Genomic DNA, 19,834 nt, shown 5'->3' on the forward strand with positions numbered 1-19,834 from the left:
GCCGTCGCCGGCGATGTCTGCTTCCAGGCAGAGACAAGTTCATCTCTACGGCTGACATCGGCGCATTGCGGACCAACAGCGGTGGGCCGGATGCGACCGGAAGCTCCAGGAGAAAAAGACCTCCTAGGCGGATAGTTCGCATGCCGCCGTGTCCGGCTTATAGCGGACATTCGGCAATCTGGCAGCGAATGATCACATTGTGACAATCTTGCCGAAGACGAACGTCTAACCTAAACCCTCATCCCAGGATATCAACCGAATTGGAGCCACTGTTTGGGACCGGGCGTAGTTGCGACGTTTGCCCTATCCGGACGTGTGAGCAAATGCCGTGGGCAACCGTGATGCGTGCATTTTTTCGTTCGGTTGCTGCGACGATCGTGATGTCCGGCGTGGCCGGTTGCACCAGCATTTCTTACTACGCACAATCCTTGAAGGGTCACGTGGAGATCATGGCGGCGCGCCAGGATGTCGAAGAGCTGATCGACGATCCTTCGATCCCTGGGACACTACGCGCTCGAATGGAATCGGCGAGCGCCATCCGACAGTTTGCGATAGATGAACTAGCGCTGCCGGACAACAATAGCTACCGCAGCTATGTTAACGTTGGTCGGGACGCGGTGACATGGGCCATCTTCGCCGCGCCGGAATTCTCGCTGACGCCACGAACATGGTGCTTTCCAGTATTCGGATGCGTTCCGTACCGAGGATACTTCTCCAAAAGGTCTGCGATTGAAACCGCTGTCGAACTTCAGAGACAGGGCCTGGACGTCTATGTGACGGGCATCACTGCATATTCCACGCTTGGCTGGTCAATTGACCCGCTGCTAAGTACGATGCTCAGCCAAGATGAAACGTATCTTGCGGGGCTAGTTTTCCATGAGCTGGCCCACCAACGCGTCTATGTGAAGGACGATTCCGCATTCAACGAGGCATTCGCTGTCGCCGTCGAAACAACCGGCGTGAGAAAATGGCTGCGCGCGGCTGGTGATACCGCCGAGTTGCGCCGTTACAAAGCCGACCGGAGGCGCAGAGCTCAATTTCTTGCGCTGGTGTCGCAGACCCGGGACGAGCTAAGCCATGTCTATGACGGCAGCGCTACCTCTGAGCAGAAGCGGGCCGCGAAGATGGCCGCGATCGAACGGCTGCGGATGCGCTACCGAGAGATGCGCGACAGTCGCTGGCGTGGATACCGGGGATACGATGTCTGGTTCAATGCTCCGATTAACAACGCGAAGCTCGCGGCGACTTCCGTCTACGGCGATCAGGTGGCGACGTTTCTCCGCTTGCTCGATTTGTGTTCGGGCGACTATCCACGGTTCTTCGCGTCGGTTCGACGGATCGGAGCGTTAGACAAGGCTTACCGCGCTGAAGCGCTTAAAGCGGCAGATTCATGCGATCGAGCCGGTCAAATCCGTAGGCCAGAGGCGGCGAATCGGTCACCGATGTACTCGGCAGCCGGCGCAAGTGATTGAATTGACCATTTGGCGGCCGATTTCCCACATACTTTGACGTCGGGCGGGTCGGAAGCCAAAAGTCGGGCTACAGAAGGTAGAAGCCAAAAGCGGACTTGCCTGAGCCCCCGGCGGATCCTGGACCACAATGGTTGCCGGCGGGCCGTGGCGCCTCAGCGTGCGCCCTACGAGGCCGAAAACCTCACGCTCACGCCGCGCTGCCGAAAATAAGCCTGCATCAGCTTGCGGCCCGAACGGTTGTTCTGCGCAAGCCTGGTCGGATCGAACACCGCCTGTTTTATCCCTTCTCGTGTCATCGCCGCCTTAAGCGTCGCGATATGCGCGTCGATGTCGGCATTGTCCGCCCGGAGGGAGGCATAGATACTTTCGGTCGCCTCGGCCACGGTCGGTTCGCTCACAGGTGTCGTCCTTTGGTTGGTTGAGCGGCGGCTTACCACAGATTCGCGGCTCCGCCGATACCGATGAGACGGCTAGATGGGCGGCAACAGTGTCCCTTGGGACTTAAAAGGGATGCCAATGACGGGCGCCGGCGGCTAACGCGCCATAAGGATCGGCATCGACGGGTCTTCAAGCATCGAGACGGTGACGCCACCGAAGATGCGCTCGCGCAACCGGGAATGACCGTAAGCGCCCATCACCATCAGGTCGGCGGCGATGTCGAGCGCGTGCCGGCGAAGCACGTCGACGACTGAATGGTCCAGGCTGGGCAGCCGGTCGACTGTGACATTCACGCCATGCCGCGCGAGATAGGCGGCGACGTCGGCTCCGGGTTCGGCCCCGTGGCGGTACTCGTCCTCCACCGGATCGACCATGACGAGGTGCACCTCATCGGCGCCTGGCAGCAGGCCGAGGGATTCGCGGACGGCACGCAATGCCTCCAGACGGGCGTCCCATGCAATCAGCACGCGTTTCGGGTTCAGGGTCGGCTGCGCCCCCGCGGGGATTAGCAGCAAGGGCTTTCCCGAAGAAAACAATGCGCCTTCGATCGCTTTGCTTTTCAGCGTTTCGTTGGCGAGCAGCTCCGGTCCAATGACCGTAATGTCGGCATAGCGGGCACGGCGGCCGATGGTGTCGTCGGCCCAGCCGGCTTCCGGATATTCGCTGGAGACATCGGCCGAAAGCACGCTGCCGGCGAGAAAAGCCGACAGGTCAGCAGTCCGCTTCTTCAACAGATCCTCGACGGCCCGACGCTCGTCGAGCCAGGCTTCTGAAACGACCGCGGCATACTCCCCGACTGGTGGCGGCGCAGCTACGGCAACGACCAGAACAGCAAAATAGGCGCCGATCTCGTTGCACAGGTCGGCGGCAGGCTTGAGATCACCGTCTCCCTCGTGCGGTCCCGTAACGGCAAGTATCGTCCTGAAAGCCATGGCGGCTGCTCCCGATTTTGCCCCAAAGCCCAATCGTCGTTGCAACAACAGCGAGACGGCTCGGCGCGCTGCTAGCGCTGAGTCAAGAACGCCGCCGGTCATCATTTGATCCGTATCAACATGCCCACGTGCCGACGCCAACAGGTTTCAGGCCGCTGGAGGACGCCAAGAATACGCCCCGAACACCGGAGCAGCAGCATCACGGAACGCATTCGTGACCTGGCTGGTTATATCCAGGCGCTGTGGCAGCAAGGGCCTGATGGCGTGGAATTTCAGCGACCACGCTCGCTGGCTTCCCCAGGTTGGGTACAAAACAAAGAGGCATCCGATGATCGTCGAGGATCAGCAATCCGTGGCCGCGATGTTGATGGACCCTGCCGCATATGGCGAGAGCGGACCGGTCGAGGCGATCGAGACCCATATCTCGCGGATATTCCTGGTTGGCCAGCGCGCCTACAAGATCAAGCGAGCGGTCAAGCTGCCCTATGTCGACTTCTCGACCCCGGCGCTGCGGCTCGCCGCTTGCGAGAAGGAGGTCGATCTCAACTCCAGGACTGCCCCCGGCCTCTATCTGGGGGTGCGGCGCGTCACCCGCGAGGCCGGCGGCGAGCTGGCCTTCGACGGAAGCGGCAAACTGGTCGATGCGGCGATCGAAATGGTCCGCTTCGATCAGTCGAAGCTGCTCGACGGAATGGCAGTCGGTGGCGAACTGACGCCTGCGCTGATGACGGATGTCGCGCGCATGATCGTGCGCTATCATCGCGGCGCGCCGGAGGTCCACAAGGGCAGCGGATCCTCGAACCTGGCAGGCGTGCTCGCCATCAACGAAGCCGGCTTTGCCACCAACCATGTTTTCGAGCAAGCCGAGATAAAGCCATTCACCGGGATGTTTCGCACCGCCCTCGCCCGTCATTGCGAGTTGCTCGACCGGCGGGAGGCGGCAGGCAAGATCCGGCGATGCCACGGCGACCTGCATCTGCGCAACATCTGTCTCTTCGACGGAGAGCCCCGCCTCTTCGATTGCATCGAATTCAACGACCAGATCGCCAGCATCGACGTGCTTTACGACCTGGCTTTCCTGCTGATGGACCTCTGGCATCGCGGCTTTCCGGAACTCGCCAACCTGGTGATGAACCGCTATCTCGACGAAGCAGACGACGAGGACGGCTTCATCCTCCTGCCTTTTTTCATGGCAGTGCGGGCTGCGGTGCGCGCGCATGTCACCGCAACCCAGATCGAGGAAGGCGGTGACATGCCCGGCGGCCTGCTTGCCGAGGCCAGATCCTATTTCGAGCTTGCCCGAACACTTCTCCAGGAAAAGCCGCCTCGGCTGATCGCCATCGGCGGCTTGAGCGGTTCCGGCAAGACGGCCGTTGCCGAGGCACTCGCCGCACATGTTGGCGCGCCGCCCGGCGCACGCATTGTCGAAAGCGACCGCATCCGCAAAGCCCTGCATGGGGTGCCAGCCGAGACGAAGCTGCCGGACAGGGCTTATCGACCTGATGTGTCGGACCGCGTCTACCGCGAAATGGCATGGCGCGCCGACTTGATCCTTGCCGAAGGCGGTTCGGTGGTCGCCGATGCCGTCTTTGACCGGCCGGCCGATCGCAACCGCATCGAGAAAGCTGCAAACGGCAGAGACGTTGCTTTCGCCGGATTCTGGCTGGAGGCGGATCCGCTCGTTCTTTGGCAGCGGGTGAGCGAGCGCAGTGGCGGTCCTTCTGACGCCACAGTCGATATCTTGTCGCGGCAATTGCAGCGAAAGGCTACCCCGTCCAACTGGCGCAAGGTCGACGCCGATCGAAAGCTCGCCGATATCGCCGCAGAATTGGCCAAGGTTTCGGACGCGGTCGCTTTTGCGCAGAATCCTCCACTCAAGACCGCATCGTGACGGCGACGATCGACGCGCATAAAGACGGGTAAATGGGCATGGCGCAGGAAAATCTGGTGGTTTGCGGCAAATGCGGCGGGGTCAATCGCCTGCCGCCAGCACGCGATGCCGGGGACGCGAAATGCGGAAAGTGCGGCTCCAGGCTGTTCTCGGGTCACCCGGCAGACGTCGATGCACAGAGTTTCGATCGCCAGGTCACGCGAAGCAGCCTCCCCGTCGTCGTCGACATCTGGGCACCATGGTGTGGCCCGTGCAAGATGATGGCGCCGGCCTATGAAGCGGCAGCCAACGAACTGGAGCCGCATGTTCGCCTGATCAAGCTCAATTCCGACAATGAGCAGGCCGTTGCAGCCAGGCTTGGCATCCGCGGCATCCCGACCATGATCCTCTTCCATGGCGGGCAGGAGGTTGCGCGCACATCCGGCGCAATGACGGCGGGACAGATCGTCAGGTGGGTCCGCGATCACCTGCCGGCTGCAGCCTGAAAGCTGCCACTGCGTGGATTTCACTGATCGCCGTGCCCAGCACGACCGGCGATCTGATGGCCGACGCTGAACACAGAAGCCATACGATGACCTTAAGATATTCGACATCGGACGACGAATTTTCATATGATGACTCGCTTTTGGCCCGCACTGGGAGTATGGATCCTCAGGATCCGGCAAAGTTGGGAGGACCCATGCAGCAGGCCGAACATCGAACGTCCCGGCGGTCGTTCGTCTCTCAAGTTGCCGATGCGCTGCGCGACCAGATCGAAGCCGGCTTTTATGCGCCTGGCGATAAATTGCCGACAGAACCAGCGCTGATCGACCGGTTCGGGTTCAGCCGCACCGTGGTCCGGGAGGCCATTGCCGCGCTTCGTGCCGATGGGCTGGTGGAATCGCGGCAGGGCGCCGGCGTCTTCGTTCTCGGCCCGAAACCCGTCGACGAGGGATTGAAGCTGTTCACCGACGAAACCAACAAGATCTCGGACATCATCGAAGAGCTCGAGCTGCGCATCGGCATCGAAGTCGAGGCCGCCGGCCTTGCCGCCGCCCGCAGTTCGCCGGCGCAAGAGGCCGAAATCGAGGCCCAGGTCGAAAGGTTCGCCGACCTCATGGCGCAAGGGCAACCCACGGACGATGCCGACTTCCAGTTCCACATGGCGATCGCCGCCGCAACCAACAACGCCAGGTTCAAGGCCTTCCTCGAACATGTCGGCCGGCGGATGATCCCGCGGGTGAAGTTCAAGACGATGATGGGCGGCGTCGACCCCTTGCCCAATCGCGACCATCCGATTCTGCAGGAGCACAGGGAAATCGCCGATGCGATCCTCGCCCGCGACCCGGAAAAGGCGCGTGAGGCGATGCGCCGCCATTTGGTGACCGGGATAAAGCGCTATCGCGCCCTGACCGTCCGGCGCCCGACAAATCAGGACAACACCGGCGGTTGACTCGTCTGGATACTCATCATATGAATCTAGGTGACATCATATTAATTTGTGGGATGAGTTCCTTTGTCGCCAGATGAAATCAAGTCGCGTGTCGCTTCAGGGCTGCTGTCGTTTCCGGTCACGCATTTCAACGAGGATTTCAGCCTCAATCTCGAAAGCTATCGCGCGCATGTCGAATGGCTGTCGGGGTTCGGTGCCGCTGCCCTGTTCGCGGCCGGCGGCACCGGTGAATTCTTCTCGCTGTCGCCGGAAGAGGTCGCCGACGTTACCCGCGCGGCCAAGGATGCCTCGGGAGACGTGCCGATCATCGCCGGCTGCGGTTACGGCACGGCGCTCGCCACGGAAATCGCCCGCCGCGCCGAGGCTGCGGGAGCCGACGGTCTCCTGCTTCTGCCTCACTATCTGATGGAGGCCTCGCAAGAGGGGATTTTTCGGCATGTCAAGGCCGTGTGCCAGTCCACCGGCCTCGGCGTCATCATCTACAACCGTGCGAACTCGGTCGCCAATGCCGACACGGTCGCCCGCCTTGCTGACGCGTGCCCAAACCTCATCGGGTTCAAGGACGGCACAGGCAAGATAGATCTTGTCCGCCACGTCACTGCAAAGCTCGGCGATCGGCTCTGCTACATCGGTGGCATGCCCACGCATGAGCTGTTTGCCGAGGGCTTCAACGGCGCCGGCGTGACGACTTATTCCTCCGCGGTCTTCAATTTCGTGCCGGAATTGGCACAGCGCTTCTACAGGGCGATGCGGACAGGTGATCGCGCTGCAATGGAAGAAATCCTGCACAGCTTCTTCTTTCCCTTCGCGGCTCTGCGCGATCGCGAGCAAGGTTATCCGGTGTCGATCATCAAGGCAGGCGTCGAACTCATCGGACGAACACCCGGCCCGCTTCGGCCGCCGCTGACGGATCTGAAGCCGCAGGAGAAAGACGCGCTGCGCGGACTGATCGAGAAGATCGCCGCCTAGCCGCCGCGAGATCGGCAAGTTGTCGGCAGCACGGGATGAGGAGGATCGTCTCGTGCGACAGCCAAAACGGAAGATCCCAAATGGAAGAACAAGGGAGGAGAGACATGAACAGAAGCATTCATACGATTGCAGCTGTCGCAATGATGACCGCTGCCGCGCCATCGGCCGTCGCACAGGAAGCGGCGCAGGAGATCCGTATCGTCCTGCCGGAGCAGCCGGCCAATCTGGAGCCCTGCGGCACCATCATCACCAATGTCGGCCAGATACTCAGCCAAAACGTAGTTGAATCGTTGACCGTCATCGATCCGAACAGCGGACAGCCCCAGCCGAAACTGGCGACCGAGTGGACCAGCGTGGATCCGACCACCTGGCGGATCAAGCTGCGCGAAGGCGTCAAATTCCAGGACGGAACCGAACTCAATGCGGATGCGGTCGTCTTCTCCATCAACAGGATGATCAGCGGCAAGCTTACCTGCAGCAACATTGCGAAATTCGGCGATGCCAAACTGACGCTGACGCCGCTCGACAAGCTGACCGTCGAAATAAAGTCGGACAGGCCCGAGCCCATCATGCCGACGCTGTTGAGCGTGGTCATGATCGTCTCGCCGAAGACGCCGGTCGACCAGGCGGTGAACGATCCGGTCGGCACCGGCCCGTTCACGCTGTCGACCTTTTCCCCGCAGACCGTGGTGCTGGACGCGTTCGACGGCTATTGGGGCAACAAGCCGCAGATCACCAAGGCAACCTATGTCTGGCGACCCGAATCCTCGATTCGAGCCGCCATGGTGGAGACCGGGGAAGCCGACCTGACACCGTCGATTGCCATCCAGGACGCCAGCAATCCGGAGACGGATTTCGCCTACCTGAACTCCGAAACCACCGCCATCCGCATCGATGCCGCCGAGCCGCCGCTCGACGACCTGCGCGTGCGCAAGGCGCTCAACCTGGCGATCGACTGGGAAGGCCTTGCCCAGCTGTTCGGCGACGACGTCAAGCGTGCGTCGCAGATGGTCGTCTCCGGGATCAACGGCCATGACGATGCGCTCGAGCCTTGGTCGTATGATCCGGAAGAGGCGAAAAAGCTCATCGAAGAGGCGCGCGCGGCGGGCGTCGCGGTCGACACCGAGATCAAGCTCATCGGGCGAAACGGCATCTATCCGAACGGCGCCGAAGCGATGGAGGCGATGATGACGATGTGGCAGGATGCCGGCCTCAACGTGAAGCTGACCATGCTCGATGTCGCCGACTGGCTGCGCTATCTGCAAAAGCCGTTCCCGGCGGAGCGCGGCCCCAATCTTCTGCAGATGATGCATGACAACAACAAGGGCGATGCGGCCTTCACGGTGCCGATCTTCTATCGATCGAGCGGCAGCTACTCGACCTTGGCCGATCCGGCATTCGACAAGCAGATAGACGAGGCACTGGCGGCGACCGGCGAAGCCCGCACCAACAGCTTCAAGGCGATTTTCGGCAAGGCCCGCAACGAAGTGGTGGCGGACATCCCGATGTTCCACATGATCGGCTACACCCGGGTTGGCACCAGGCTGGAATGGAAGCCCGATATCACCACCAACAGCGAAATACCGCTGGCCAATATCGCCATCAAAGACTGAGCGATACGGGGGCGCCAGGCGGTCGTCGCCCTGCGCCCCCGACCCGTTGCCTCCGTCGATATCCGCCGAAGGGCATCCGAAATGATAACCTATCTTGGACGCCGGGCGTCGCACAGCATCCTATCGGTCATCGGTCTTTTGACCTTGGTTTTTTTCCTGACACGGCTCACCGGCGATCCTTCCGCCTTGTACCTGCCTCTGGACTCGACTGCGGAAGCTCGGGCCGCGTTCGCGCGGTTGAACGGCCTCGATCAGCCGATCCATTGGCAGTTTCTGGGATATCTGCGCGATCTGCTGCAGCTGGATTTCGGTGAATCGCTGCGCCAGAACCGCTCGGCGATGCAGGTCGCGCTTGAGGCGTTCCCGGAAACGCTGAAGCTGGCCGTCGTCGCGATCACGCTGTCGACCGCCTTGGCAATCCTTGTCGGCTCTCTGGCGGCCGCGCGGCCGGGCAGCATCTTCGACCGTATCGCCAGCCTCGTCTCGCTGGCCGGCGCAAGTGCGCCGGATTTCTGGGTCGCCATCGTCGGCATCCTTGTCTTCGCCGTGGGGCTCGGGCTTTTGCCGACATCGGGCACCGGCACCTGGGTCCACTGGATCATGCCGACCTTCGTGCTGATGCTTCGCCCTTTCGGTCTCCTGGTGCAGGTCGTGCGCGGAACCATCCTGTCGGCGCTTGCCTCTCCATACATCAAGACCGCAAGGGCCAAGGGCCTGCCGCGGCAGAAGATCATCTTCGGGCATGCGCTTCGCAACTCGCTGCTGCCGGTCGTCACGGTCGCCGGCGACCTGGCGACCAGCCTTGTCAACGGCGCCGTCGTCGTGGAGTCGATATTCGGCTGGCCCGGCATCGGCAAGCTGATGATCGATTCGATCATCCAGCGCGACTTTGCCGTCGTCCAGTCGACCATTCTGGTGACGGCAACCGCCATCTTCATCCTCAACATCGCGATCGACCTGCTCTACGCGGTTCTCGATCCGCGCATCCGGTACTGAGCCATGACGATCATCACCCCCGACATCAAGCCGGCGGCCGTTCCAGGCAGCGGCCGCGTGATTTTTGCCTATTTGAAGCGCGACAGGCTTGCGCTCGCCGCTGCTATTTTCCTGGCGATCGTCGTCATCGCGGCGGTCCTCGGCCCGTGGCTGGTGGGCGACGCCGCATCGCGGCTCGGGCTGCGCCAGCGCAACCTCGCCCCGTTCTCGCTGGCCAGTGGCTGGATCTACGTCCTTGGCGCCGACACCCTCGGCCGGCCCATCCTGGCCAGGCTGATTGTCGGCGCGCAGAACACGTTCGGCATTGCCGCGGCGGCGGTGTTCGCGTCGATGCTGGTCGGTGGGACACTCGGCCTGATCGCGGGCTATTCGGAGCGCTGGTACAGCCATCTCATCCTGCGACTGGCCGATGTCGTCATGAGCTTTCCCTCGCTACTGCTGGCGCTCATCGTGCTCTACACGCTGGGTCCGAGCATCACCAACTTGGTGATCGTTCTCGCCGTCACGCGCATGCCGATCTACCTCAGAACGGCGCGTGCGGAAGTGCTGGAGCTCCGCGAGCGCATGTTCGTCAGCGCGGCGCGAGCCATGGGTGCAAAGCCGGCCCGGATCATCATCCGGCACATCGCCCCCCTTGTCCTGCCGACATTGGTGACAATTTCAGCCATTGATTTCGCGACAGTCATTTTGTCGGAATCGGCGCTGAGTTTCCTTGGCCTCGGCATTCAGCCACCCGACTTCACCTGGGGCGCAATGGTCGCAAACGGCCGCGGCTATCTCGCCACCGCCTGGTGGATCGCATTCTGGCCGGGCCTTGCAATCATGCTGACGACGCTGTCGCTCAACATCCTCTCGAACTGGGCGCGCACCGTTGCCGATCCGCAGCAACGCTGGCGCCTTCAGACATTGCGAAAAGCTGCCCGATGAGCAACGCGACCATTCTCAAGGTCGAGTGTCTGACCGTCGATTTTCTTTCGGACGATGAACCGATACGCGCCGTCGACGATGTCTCTTTCCACGTCAGCCGTGGCGAGACGCTGGTGATCCTCGGCGAAAGCGGTTCGGGTAAGAGCGTCAGCACCAGCACGGTGATGGATCTCATCGACTGTCCGCCAGGCGACATCGTGGCCGGCTCCTGCCTCTTCGATGGCGTCGAACTGTCAGGCCTCGGTGCCGAGGCGCGCCGAAGCATCAACGGCCGCAGGATTGCGATGATCTTTCAGGATCCGCTCGCCTATTTGAACCCGGTCTACACGGTGGGGCGCCAGATCGAGGAGGTCTATGAGAGCCACGGCGCAGAGAGCGGCAAGGGCGCACGCGCCAAGACGATAGAACTGCTTCGGCGCGTCGGCATTCCAGAGCCGCAAAACCGCGTCGACTTCTATCCGCATCAGTTCTCGGGCGGACAGCGCCAGCGCGTGATGATTGCCATGGCGATCGCGTTGAAACCGGACATCCTGATCGCCGATGAGCCGACGACCGCTCTGGACGTCAGCGTGCAAGCGCAGATCCTCGATCTGCTGCGCGATCTCCAGCGCGAAACCGGCATGGCGTTGATCATGATCACCCATGACCTCGAAGTCGCCGCGTCCATGGCGGACCGGATTATCGTCATGAACGGCGGCAAGGTCGTCGAGACGGGCATCGCCAGGGAGGTCTTCAGCAATCCGCAGCACGCCTATACCCGCCGCCTCATCGCCGCCCTGCCCCACGGTAACGCAGCGGAGGCGCCCAACAAGCGTTCGACGGCGATCGCCGGCGAGACGCTGCTCAAGGTGGAACATCTCACCAAACACTATGAGCTTGCTTCCGGAGCTTTTAGCAGCAAGCGGACGTTCAAGGCGGTGGACGACATAAGCTTCGAGGTCAGGAGAGGAGAAACGCTCGGCATCGTCGGCGAGTCCGGGTCCGGCAAATCGAGCGTCGCGCGCATGCTGTTGGGGCTGAACGCGCCAAGCGCCGGCAAGGCGGTCTTTGCCGGTGAGAACATCTTCGACATGAATGGGAAGCGCCTCATGGCGTTTCGGCGCAAGGTCCAGATGGTCTTCCAGGACCCATACGGATCGATGAATCCGCGCATGCGCGTTTATTCGATCATTTCCGAACCCTGGGTGATCCACCGCGATATCCTGCCGAAGGACAAGTGGAAGGCTCGAGTGGCAGAGCTCCTGGAATTGGTTGGGCTTTTGCCGGAGCACGCCGAGCGCTACCCGCACCAGTTTTCCGGCGGCCAGCGACAGCGCATCGCCATTGCGCGCGCGCTTGCCAGCGAGCCGGAACTGATCGTCTGCGACGAGGCGGTTTCGGCGCTCGACGTCTCTATCCAGGCGCAGGTGATCGACCTTCTGGCCGACCTCAGGACGAGGCTCGGCCTCTCCTATATTTTCATCACACACGACTTGCCGATCGTGCGCCATTTTGCCGACCGGATCATGGTCATGAAAGACGGACGGATTGTCGAGGAAGGCCAAACCGCGGCGCTGTTCGGGGCGCCTCGCCACGACTATACGCAAAGCCTGCTGCAGGCTGTGCCGCAGCCCAAATGGCTAACGCAGGCTCAATAGTTCGTCCGCGCGCGCCCAGCAAGCGTTGCCGATTGATGGGCCGAATGCGCTTGACAAAATGGCGATCGCCCGCTCAATTTGACCCATTCACCAGGGGGGTCCCGGCAAGGGGCTGAGATACTGCTGGCTTTCGCGGCGCAGTGACCCGTTGAACCTGATCCAGTTCATACTGGCGTAGGGACGGTGCAAGCGCTTTTGCGGGAGTCCATGCCCGAAAACCTGTAAGCAGGCAGGCAGAAGCGTCTTTTCATCCTTCCGGCACAGAACTGGGTCTCCAATGCATGAGCAAAGGAGCCTCCAAATGAATGCCATTTCCCCCGCCGTGTCGACGGGACCGCTGCCCGCCTCAAGGAAAATCCACAAACCCGGCCTGATTCACCCGCAGATCAGGGTGCCGATGCGGGAAATCGCCGTCCATCCGACGGCAGGCGAACCGCCTGTCACCGTTTACGATCCGTCCGGCCCCTATACGGACCCGACTGTCGAAACCAGCATCGAAAAGGGCCTCGCCAGGTTTCGCAATGAATGGGTGACGGTGCGCGGCGACGTCGAATTCCACGATGCCCGCAGTGTCAGGCCGGAGGACAACGGCTTTGCGTCAGGTGAGCGCCTGACGCCGGAATTTCCCGTGCGCCACCGGCCGCTAAAGGCAAAAACGGGCCAAGCGGTGACGCAGCTTGCCTATGCGCGCGCCGGGATCATCACCCCCGAAATGGAGTTCGTCGCCATTCGCGAGAATCTCGGCCGCGAGAGCTTACGCGGCGGGATGCAGCGCGACGGCAACTCTTTCGGCGCGGCGATCCCGGACTTCGTCACGCCGGAATTCGTGCGCGACGAGATAGCGCGCGGACGGGCTATCATTCCCGCCAACATCAACCACCCGGAGAGCGAGCCGATGATCATCGGCCGCAATTTCCTGGTCAAGATCAATGCCAATATCGGCAATTCAGCCGTCACCTCGTCGATGGCCGAAGAGGTCGAAAAAATGGTCTGGGCGATCCGCTGGGGAGCCGACACCGTCATGGACCTGTCGACCGGTCGCAACATCCACAACATCCGCGAATGGATCGTCCGCAATTCGCCTGTGCCGATCGGAACCGTGCCGCTCTACCAGGCGCTTGAGAAGGTCGGAGGGATCGCCGAGGACCTGACCTGGGAAATCTACCGCGATACGCTGATCGAACAGGCCGAACAGGGCGTCGACTATTTCACCATCCATGCCGGTGTGCGGCTGCACTACATCCCGCTGACGGTCGACCGGGTCACCGGCATCGTGTCGCGCGGCGGCTCCATCATGGCCAAGTGGTGCCTGCATCATCACCGCGAAAGCTTCCTCTACGAGCATTTCGAGGAAATCTGCGACATCTGCCGCGCTTACGACGTGTCGTTCTCGCTCGGCGACGGCCTTCGTCCCGGCTCGATCGCCGACGCCAACGACGCGGCGCAGTTCGCCGAACTGGAAACGCTCGGCGAGTTGACAAAGGTCGCCTGGGCCAAGGATTGCCAGGTCATGATCGAGGGGCCGGGCCATGTTCCGATGCACAAGATCAAGGAGAATATGGACAGGCAGCTCGAAGTCTGCGGCGAGGCGCCCTTCTACACGCTTGGGCCGCTGACCACCGACATCGCACCCGGCTACGACCACATCACCTCAGGCATCGGCGCGGCAATGATCGGCTGGTACGGCACGGCGATGCTCTGCTATGTCACGCCCAAGGAGCATCTCGGTCTCCCCGACCGCAACGACGTCAAAACGGGCGTCATCACCTACAAGATAGCCGCGCACGCCGCCGATCTCGCCAAGGGTCATCCGACGGCGAAGGTCAGGGATGACGCCCTTTCCCGCGCACGCTTCGAGTTTCGTTGGGAAGACCAGTTCAACCTGTCGCTCGACCCCGAAACCGCGCGCTCCTTCCACGACGAGACTTTGCCGAAGGAGGCGCACAAGCTGGCGCATTTCTGCTCGATGTGCGGGCCGAAATTCTGCTCGATGCGCATCTCCCACGACATTCGGGCCGAGGCACAGAAAGAGGGCATGGCGGCGATGGCCGCGAAGTACCGCGAGGGCGGCAATCTTTATATGCCGGTGGACGGCGAACCGCCCATGCCGAAGATGCCGGAGCCGTCATGAGGCTGCTGGTCAAAGGGGCTGGCGTCGCCGGCCTCACCGCCGCCTTCGAACTCGCCGCCCGCGGTGCTGCGGTAACCATTGCCGAGACCCGGCATGGCCTTGGCGGCAACGCATCATGGATGGCCGGCGGCATGCTGGCGCCCTGGTGCGAGCGCGAAAGCGCCGAGCAGCCGGTGCTGGATCTCGGACGCGATGCCGCCGACTGGTGGGATGCGGTCCTGCCGGGTCATGTCACGCGGGCCGGAACGCTCGTTCTGGCAACGCCGCGGGATGCGGGCGAACTCGACCGGTTTGCAAGCCGCACGTCGGGTCATCGGCGGATCGACGAAGACGAAATCGCGCTCCTGGAACCCGATCTCGCCGGCCGCTTCCGTCGCGGGCTGTTCTTCCCGGGCGAAGCCCATCTCGACCCACGCCGTGCAATGGCGGCGCTGCATGAAAAACTCGCCGGAAGCGGCGTCGAGTTCCGCTTCGGAATGGACGCCCTGCACATGACGGGATTCGACCGCGAGATCGACTGCATAGGAATGGCGTCCAGCGATGAAAGGCTTCGCGGCGTTCGCGGCGAGATGCTGATCCTGCGTACACCGGATATCTCGCTGTCGCGCCCGGTCAGGCTGCTGCACCCGCGTTTGCCGCTCTATCTGGCGCCGCGCGCCGACCACCATTTCATGGCGGGTGCAACGATGGTCGAGAGTCTGTCCACGGAGCCGGTCACGGTGCGGGCGATAATGGAACTCCTGAACGCCGCCTATTCGGTTCATCCCGCCTTCGGCGAGGCCGCGATCGTTGAGACGGGCGTCGGCATTCGCCCGGCGTTTTCCGACAACCTGCCGCGCGTCGAAGCGCATGGCAGGACCGTCGCGATCAACGGGCTCTACCGCCATGGTTTCCTTCTGGCCCCCGCCATGGCGCGTCGGGCGGCCGACCTTGTTTTCGATTCTGACAAACCGGTGGAACTTGCTGATGAAACTGACGGTCAACGGCGAAGCGCATGAGATCACCGCCGCCACCCTGGCGGAGCTTCTCGCGGCGCTCGACTACGAAGGCAACTGGCTTGCAACGGCAGTGAACAGCGAGGTTGTGCACGCGACTGAGCGGGCGCTGTTCCAGCTGAAGGACGGCGACCGGATCGAAATCCTCTCACCCATGCAAGGAGGTTAGCAACGTGATCGAGCTTTACGGAACCAAGCTTCCGTCGCGCCTGCTTCTCGGCACCGCACAGTACCCCTCGCCCGCCATTCTTGCCGATGCGGTCAAGGCATCCTGCGCGTCCGCGGTGACCGTCTCATTGCGCCGCGAAATGGCCGGCGGCAAGGGTGGCGAGAAATTCTGGTCGCTTATCCAATCGCTGCGGCTGCATGTCCTACCCAACACCGCCGGTTGTCACTCCGTCAAGGAAGCCGTCACGACCGCAAATATGGCGCGCGAGGTCTTCGGCACGAACTGGATCAAGCTCGAGGTGATCGGCAATCATGACACGCTGCAGCCTGACGTCTTCGGCTTGGTCGAGGCCGCGCGAATCTTGTGCGACGACGGCTTTGCTGTATTTCCTTACACGACGGACGATCTCGTCGTCGCCGAGCGATTGCTGGAAGCCGGATGCAGGGTGCTCATGCCCTGGTGCGCGCCGATCGGTTCTGCGCTTGGACCGGTAAATATCACCGCGCTCCGCTCGATGCGCGGCCATTTCCCGGATGTCCCGCTGATCGTGGATGCGGGCCTCGGCCGCCCATCTCACGCGGCTCTCGTGATGGAACTCGGCTTCGACGCGGTGCTCCTCAACACGGCAGTGGCCAAGGCCGCCGATCCGATCGGCATGGCGCGCGCGTTCGGCAAGGCGGTCGATGCCGGCCGTGAGGCGTATCGCTCGGGCCTGCTCCAGCCGCGCGACCTCGCCGTCCCATCGACGCCGACAATTGGCCGGGCAGTCTTTCAATGAAACTCGATCCTTTTTATCTGATCGTCGACAGCGCCGCCTGGATTGAAAGGCTGGCGCCGCTCGGCGTCAGGCTGGTGCAGCTTCGCGTCAAGAACCTCGACGAGGCTACGTTGCGCGCCGAGATCCGCAAGGCGAAGGCCTTGTGCGCCCGTTACAAATGCCAGCTCATCATCAATGACTTCTGGCGGCTGGCGATCGAGGAGGACTGCGATTTCATTCATCTCGGACAGGAAGATCTGCAAGCGGCGGACCTTACCCGGATAAGGGCTGCGGGTCTCCGTCTCGGCCTCAGCACGCACGACCATCTCGAACTCGAAACAGCCCTTGCCGCCAGACCGAACTATATCGCGCTCGGCCCAGTCTATCCGACCATCCTGAAACAGATGAAATGGGCGCCGCAGGGGCTCGAACGGCTTGGCGAATGGAAGTGCCGGATCGCGCCGACACCTCTGGTCGCGATTGGCGGCCTCAATCCCGACCGGATCGAGGGCGTCTTCGGTGCCGGTGCGGACAGCGCCGCGGTAGTGACCGACATCACATTGGATGCCGATCCGGAAGCGCGAACGCGCCAGTGGATCGAAAAGACGAGCCGATGGCGTTGAGGCGCGAACCGCATGTGCTTGTCGTCGGCGGCTCGGACTCCAGCGGCGGCGCCGGCATAGTCCGCGACATTGAGACGATCTCCGCCCTCGACTTGCGCACCTGCCTTGCCATTACCACCGTGACGGTGCAGACGCATGAAGCCGTCACGCAAATCCACAATTTGCAACCCGGTCTGGTGGCCGATCAGATGCGTGCCGCGCTGCAAGCCAATGCGGTCGGGGCGATCAAAATCGGCATGCTCGCGACGGAGCAAACCATCGTCGCCGTCGCGGATGTGCTGCGCCAAAACCCACAGATACCGGCAGTCATCGACCCGGTGCTGGTCTCTTCTTCGGGTTGGCCGCTTCTGGACACAGGCGCTATCGGCGTCCTGAAGCATGAACTCATCCCGCTTTGCCGTCTCGTCACACCCAACCTCATCGAACTGGCTCTCCTTGCCGGCTCAGACCTGGCCATCGACGAGGACGGCGCATTGCAACAAGGTCAGAAATTGCTCACCGCCGGATTGCAGGCCCTGCTGATCAAGGGCGGCCACGCCGCGGGGTGTCGATCGACGGACATCCTGCTGCGCGCCGATCAAGAGCCCATCCGCTTCGATGCGCCGCGTCTTGGCGGATCGATGCGCGGGACGGGTTGCGCGCTGGCCAGCGCCATCGCCGCGCACCTGGCAAACGGAAGCCTGCTTGAAGACGGCGTGCGCAAAAGCAAGCTGTTGGTTTTCGAGAAGCTTCGGAAATCGATCTCTCGGGATTGAGGCGGTTGAGCTTGGCGGGGGCTTTTCTGGGCAGCAAGCTGGCGGCCGGTTCTTCGCCTTCCTTCGGAGAGTCTCTCAGACAGCACGCGAAGTAAATCGCCTTGTCGGGTCTTGTCTCAAGCGATGTCGTCGCGAATGCAGGCCTTCAAATGGCCATCGGACGTTGTTGCCCGTAATGGCGGGACGATGCCGGCGCAAGCGTCGAGGGCAACCGGGCAGCGGGTTCGGAAAACACACCCGGTCGGCGGATTTGCCGGGCTTGGAATGTCGCCCTTCAGCACCTGCCGGCCTTGCCTGGCCAGCGGGTCGAGCGAGGGAATGGCCGAGAGCAGCGCGCGCGTATAGGGATGCTGCGGCCGGGCATAGAGCGCGGCAGCAGGCGCGACTTCCATGATGCGGCCGAGGTAGAGAACGATCACCGTGTCGCAGATATATTCGACGACGGCCAGGTCATGCGAAATGAACAGCATGGTCAGGCCGAGCCGGACCTGCAGGTCGCGCAAAAGATTGATGATCTGCGCCTGAATGGAGACATCGAGGGCAGAGACCGGCTCGTCGGCGACGATGAATTCGGGTTCGAGCGTAAGCGCCCGGGCGATACCGATGCGCTGGCGCTGCCCGCCCGAAAATTCGTGGGCGTAGCGATCATAGGCATCGACTGGCAACTCAACCGCAGCAAGCGCCTTCTCAGCCTTCGCCCGCCGCTCGCGCCTGCTGCCGATGCCCTGAATATCGAGGCCTTCGGTCAGGATCTGACCGATGGTCATGCGCGGCGACAGGCTGGCGAACGGATCCTGGAAAATATACTGCATCTTGCGGCGCTGGCGGGCCAGCGGCCCGGCGCTCAGCTTGGTGATATCGACGCTGTCAAACCTTATTTCGCCGGACGTCGGCTCGATGAGACGCAGCACCGAGCGGCCGATCGTGGTCTTGCCGGACCCGGATTCGCCGACGAGGCCGACCACCTGGCCGCGCGCGATGTCGAAGGAAATATTGTCCAGCGCCCTGACGACGGGACCGCGCGCGAACGCCGTCGGCGCAAAATGCTTGGTCAGGTTCCTGACCGAAAGGAAGGGAGCGTCCACTGTCAGAGATCCTCCCAGCGCAAACAACGGCTTTGCTGGGTCGACGTCGCCGCGAACAATGGCGGTACAGCAGTGCGGCAGGCATCGACAGCCAGGGCGCAACGCGGTGCGAAAGAGCAGCCCTTGGGCAGCAGGGCCAGCGATGGAACATTGCCGGCGATGGTCGGCAGCGGCGTTCCTGCTGCCTTCAGCGTGGTGGCCTGGCCAAGCCGCGGCACCGAACGCATCAGCCCGGCGGTATAGGGATGACGCGGACGGGTGAACACCTCGCTCACCGGACCCGATTCCACGATGCGCCCGGCATACATCACCGCGACCCGGTCGGCGATCTCGGCAACGACGCCTAGATTGTGCGTGACGAACAGAATGCCCATGCCGCGTTGCGCCTGCAGCGCGGCCAGCAGGTCGAGAATCTGGGCCTGGATAGTGACGTCGAGGGCGGTGGTCGGCTCGTCGGCGATCAACAAGGTCGGATCGCACGACAAGGCCATGGCGATGGTGGCACGCTGGCGCATCCCTCCCGACAGCTCATGCGGGTATTGCCGCGCCCGCCGATCAGGGTCGGGAATTCCGACCTGAGCCAGCAGCCGCACGGCATCAGTGGCCGCATCACGGTGCGACCTGCCGAGATGGATGCGGATCGGCTCGGCGATCTGTTCGCCGATGCTGTAGACCGGATTGAGGCTGGTCATCGGCTCCTGGAACACCATGCCGATGTCGTTGCCGCGCACCTTGCGCAGCGACTCGGGATCGAGGCCGGTCAGTTCGGTTACCGTGCCGTCCCTGCGCCGCAGCGCGATCGAGCCCTCGGCAATGCGTCCGATCTTCTTCGGCAGCAGGCCGATGATCGACAGGCTGGTGACCGACTTGCCCGATCCCGACTCGCCGACCAGCGCAACCGTCTCGCCCGAACCTATTACCAGGTCGACGTCCTGCACGGCGGCGATGTCGCGTCCGGCGATACGGAACACCGCCCGCAGATCGGAAATCGAGAGGATCGGACCGTCCACGG

19 protein-coding genes and 1 riboswitch are annotated in these 19,834 nt (G+C 62.5%); of the genes, 15 read left to right on the plus strand and 4 right to left on the minus strand.

Features of this window, described 5'->3' with window-relative positions; translation table 11 throughout:
- Positions 1–341: 341 nt before the first annotated feature.
- A complete protein-coding gene (locus AC0L2C_RS11095; protein WP_473523367.1) occupies positions 342–1,472 on the plus strand; it encodes an aminopeptidase in 1,131 nt (376 codons plus the stop codon).
- A gap of 164 nt (positions 1,473–1,636) precedes the next feature.
- On the opposite strand, the gene AC0L2C_RS11100 is transcribed toward AC0L2C_RS11095, so the two are convergent.
- Both AC0L2C_RS11100 and AC0L2C_RS11105 read right to left on the minus strand, forming a co-directional pair.
- The gene (locus AC0L2C_RS11100) at positions 1,637–1,870 is read right to left on the minus strand and encodes a hypothetical protein (RefSeq protein WP_023801385.1); all 234 of its coding nucleotides are present in this window, start codon (positions 1,868–1,870) and stop codon (positions 1,637–1,639) included.
- A gap of 135 nt (positions 1,871–2,005) precedes the next feature.
- Positions 2,006–2,842 carry a universal stress protein gene (locus AC0L2C_RS11105; RefSeq protein ID WP_473523368.1) on the minus strand — a complete coding sequence of 279 codons (837 nt, stop codon included), beginning with the start codon at positions 2,840–2,842 and terminating at the stop codon, positions 2,006–2,008.
- Between the two features lie 328 nt (positions 2,843–3,170).
- Here AC0L2C_RS11105 and AC0L2C_RS11110 point away from each other — a divergent pair, with 328 nt between their 5' ends.
- The 14 genes from AC0L2C_RS11110 (at position 3,171) to AC0L2C_RS11175 (ending at position 17,737) form a co-directional block, all read left to right on the plus strand.
- Positions 3,171–4,733 carry a bifunctional aminoglycoside phosphotransferase/ATP-binding protein gene (locus tag AC0L2C_RS11110; RefSeq protein ID WP_473523369.1) on the plus strand — a complete coding sequence of 521 codons (1,563 nt, stop codon included), beginning with the start codon at positions 3,171–3,173 and terminating at the stop codon, positions 4,731–4,733.
- Between the two features lie 38 nt (positions 4,734–4,771).
- On the plus strand, positions 4,772–5,218 hold the full coding sequence (trxC, locus tag AC0L2C_RS11115) for a thioredoxin TrxC (protein WP_473523370.1): 447 nt from the start codon (positions 4,772–4,774) through the stop codon (positions 5,216–5,218).
- 194 nt (positions 5,219–5,412) lie between these two features.
- The gene (locus tag AC0L2C_RS11120; RefSeq protein WP_128247489.1) at positions 5,413–6,165 is read left to right on the plus strand and encodes a FadR/GntR family transcriptional regulator; all 753 of its coding nucleotides are present in this window, start codon (positions 5,413–5,415) and stop codon (positions 6,163–6,165) included.
- A gap of 63 nt (positions 6,166–6,228) precedes the next feature.
- Positions 6,229–7,134: a 5-dehydro-4-deoxyglucarate dehydratase gene (kdgD, locus tag AC0L2C_RS11125; protein WP_128168010.1), complete on the plus strand. Its 906-nt coding sequence runs from the start codon at positions 6,229–6,231 to the stop codon at positions 7,132–7,134.
- 104 nt (positions 7,135–7,238) lie between these two features.
- Positions 7,239–8,747 (plus strand): ABC transporter substrate-binding protein, encoded by a 1,509-nt coding sequence (locus AC0L2C_RS11130; RefSeq protein WP_128247490.1) that lies wholly within the window; start codon positions 7,239–7,241, stop codon positions 8,745–8,747.
- A gap of 81 nt (positions 8,748–8,828) precedes the next feature.
- A complete protein-coding gene (locus tag AC0L2C_RS11135) occupies positions 8,829–9,743 on the plus strand; it encodes an ABC transporter permease (protein WP_473523371.1) in 915 nt (304 codons plus the stop codon).
- Positions 9,744–9,746: 3 nt separating this feature from the next.
- The gene (locus AC0L2C_RS11140; protein ID WP_287064316.1) at positions 9,747–10,670 is read left to right on the plus strand and encodes an ABC transporter permease; all 924 of its coding nucleotides are present in this window, start codon (positions 9,747–9,749) and stop codon (positions 10,668–10,670) included.
- Positions 10,667–12,307, plus strand: a complete 1,641-nt coding sequence (locus AC0L2C_RS11145) for an ABC transporter ATP-binding protein (protein ID WP_473523372.1) — start codon at positions 10,667–10,669, stop codon at positions 12,305–12,307. Before AC0L2C_RS11140 ends, AC0L2C_RS11145 begins: the two co-directional genes overlap by 4 nt.
- Positions 12,308–12,389: 82 nt before the next feature.
- Positions 12,390–12,506: riboswitch (TPP riboswitch) on the plus strand.
- Between the two features lie 102 nt (positions 12,507–12,608).
- A complete protein-coding gene (thiC, locus tag AC0L2C_RS11150; RefSeq protein ID WP_473523373.1) occupies positions 12,609–14,438 on the plus strand; it encodes a phosphomethylpyrimidine synthase ThiC in 1,830 nt (609 codons plus the stop codon).
- Positions 14,435–15,436: a glycine oxidase ThiO gene (gene thiO / locus AC0L2C_RS11155; protein ID WP_023801374.1), complete on the plus strand. Its 1,002-nt coding sequence runs from the start codon at positions 14,435–14,437 to the stop codon at positions 15,434–15,436. Before thiC ends, thiO begins: the two co-directional genes overlap by 4 nt.
- Entirely contained in the window at positions 15,405–15,602 is a 198-nt protein-coding gene (gene thiS / locus AC0L2C_RS11160) for a sulfur carrier protein ThiS (protein ID WP_128168003.1), read from the plus strand. The genes thiO and thiS overlap by 32 nt, the downstream gene beginning before the upstream one ends.
- Before the next feature lie 4 nt (positions 15,603–15,606).
- Positions 15,607–16,380, plus strand: a complete 774-nt coding sequence (locus AC0L2C_RS11165; protein WP_473523374.1) for a thiazole synthase — start codon at positions 15,607–15,609, stop codon at positions 16,378–16,380.
- Positions 16,377–16,982, plus strand: coding sequence for a thiamine phosphate synthase (locus AC0L2C_RS11170; protein WP_473523375.1), 606 nt, complete (start codon positions 16,377–16,379; stop codon positions 16,980–16,982). Before AC0L2C_RS11165 ends, AC0L2C_RS11170 begins: the two co-directional genes overlap by 4 nt.
- A complete protein-coding gene (locus tag AC0L2C_RS11175) occupies positions 16,973–17,737 on the plus strand; it encodes a hydroxymethylpyrimidine/phosphomethylpyrimidine kinase (protein ID WP_473523398.1) in 765 nt (254 codons plus the stop codon). The genes AC0L2C_RS11170 and AC0L2C_RS11175 overlap by 10 nt, the downstream gene beginning before the upstream one ends.
- 116 nt (positions 17,738–17,853) lie before the next feature.
- Here the strand turns inward: AC0L2C_RS11175 and AC0L2C_RS11180 are convergent, their stop codons facing one another.
- Complete coding sequence (locus tag AC0L2C_RS11180; protein WP_128172629.1) at positions 17,854–18,822, minus strand: ABC transporter ATP-binding protein; 969 nt, start codon at positions 18,820–18,822, stop codon at positions 17,854–17,856.
- A 2-nt stretch (positions 18,823–18,824) separates the two neighbouring features.
- Positions 18,825–19,832 carry an ABC transporter ATP-binding protein gene (locus AC0L2C_RS11185; protein ID WP_287239378.1) on the minus strand — a complete coding sequence of 336 codons (1,008 nt, stop codon included), beginning with the start codon at positions 19,830–19,832 and terminating at the stop codon, positions 18,825–18,827.
- Positions 19,833–19,834: the final 2 nt, after the last annotated feature.

This window comes from Mesorhizobium sp. WSM4845 (genome assembly GCF_055811455.1).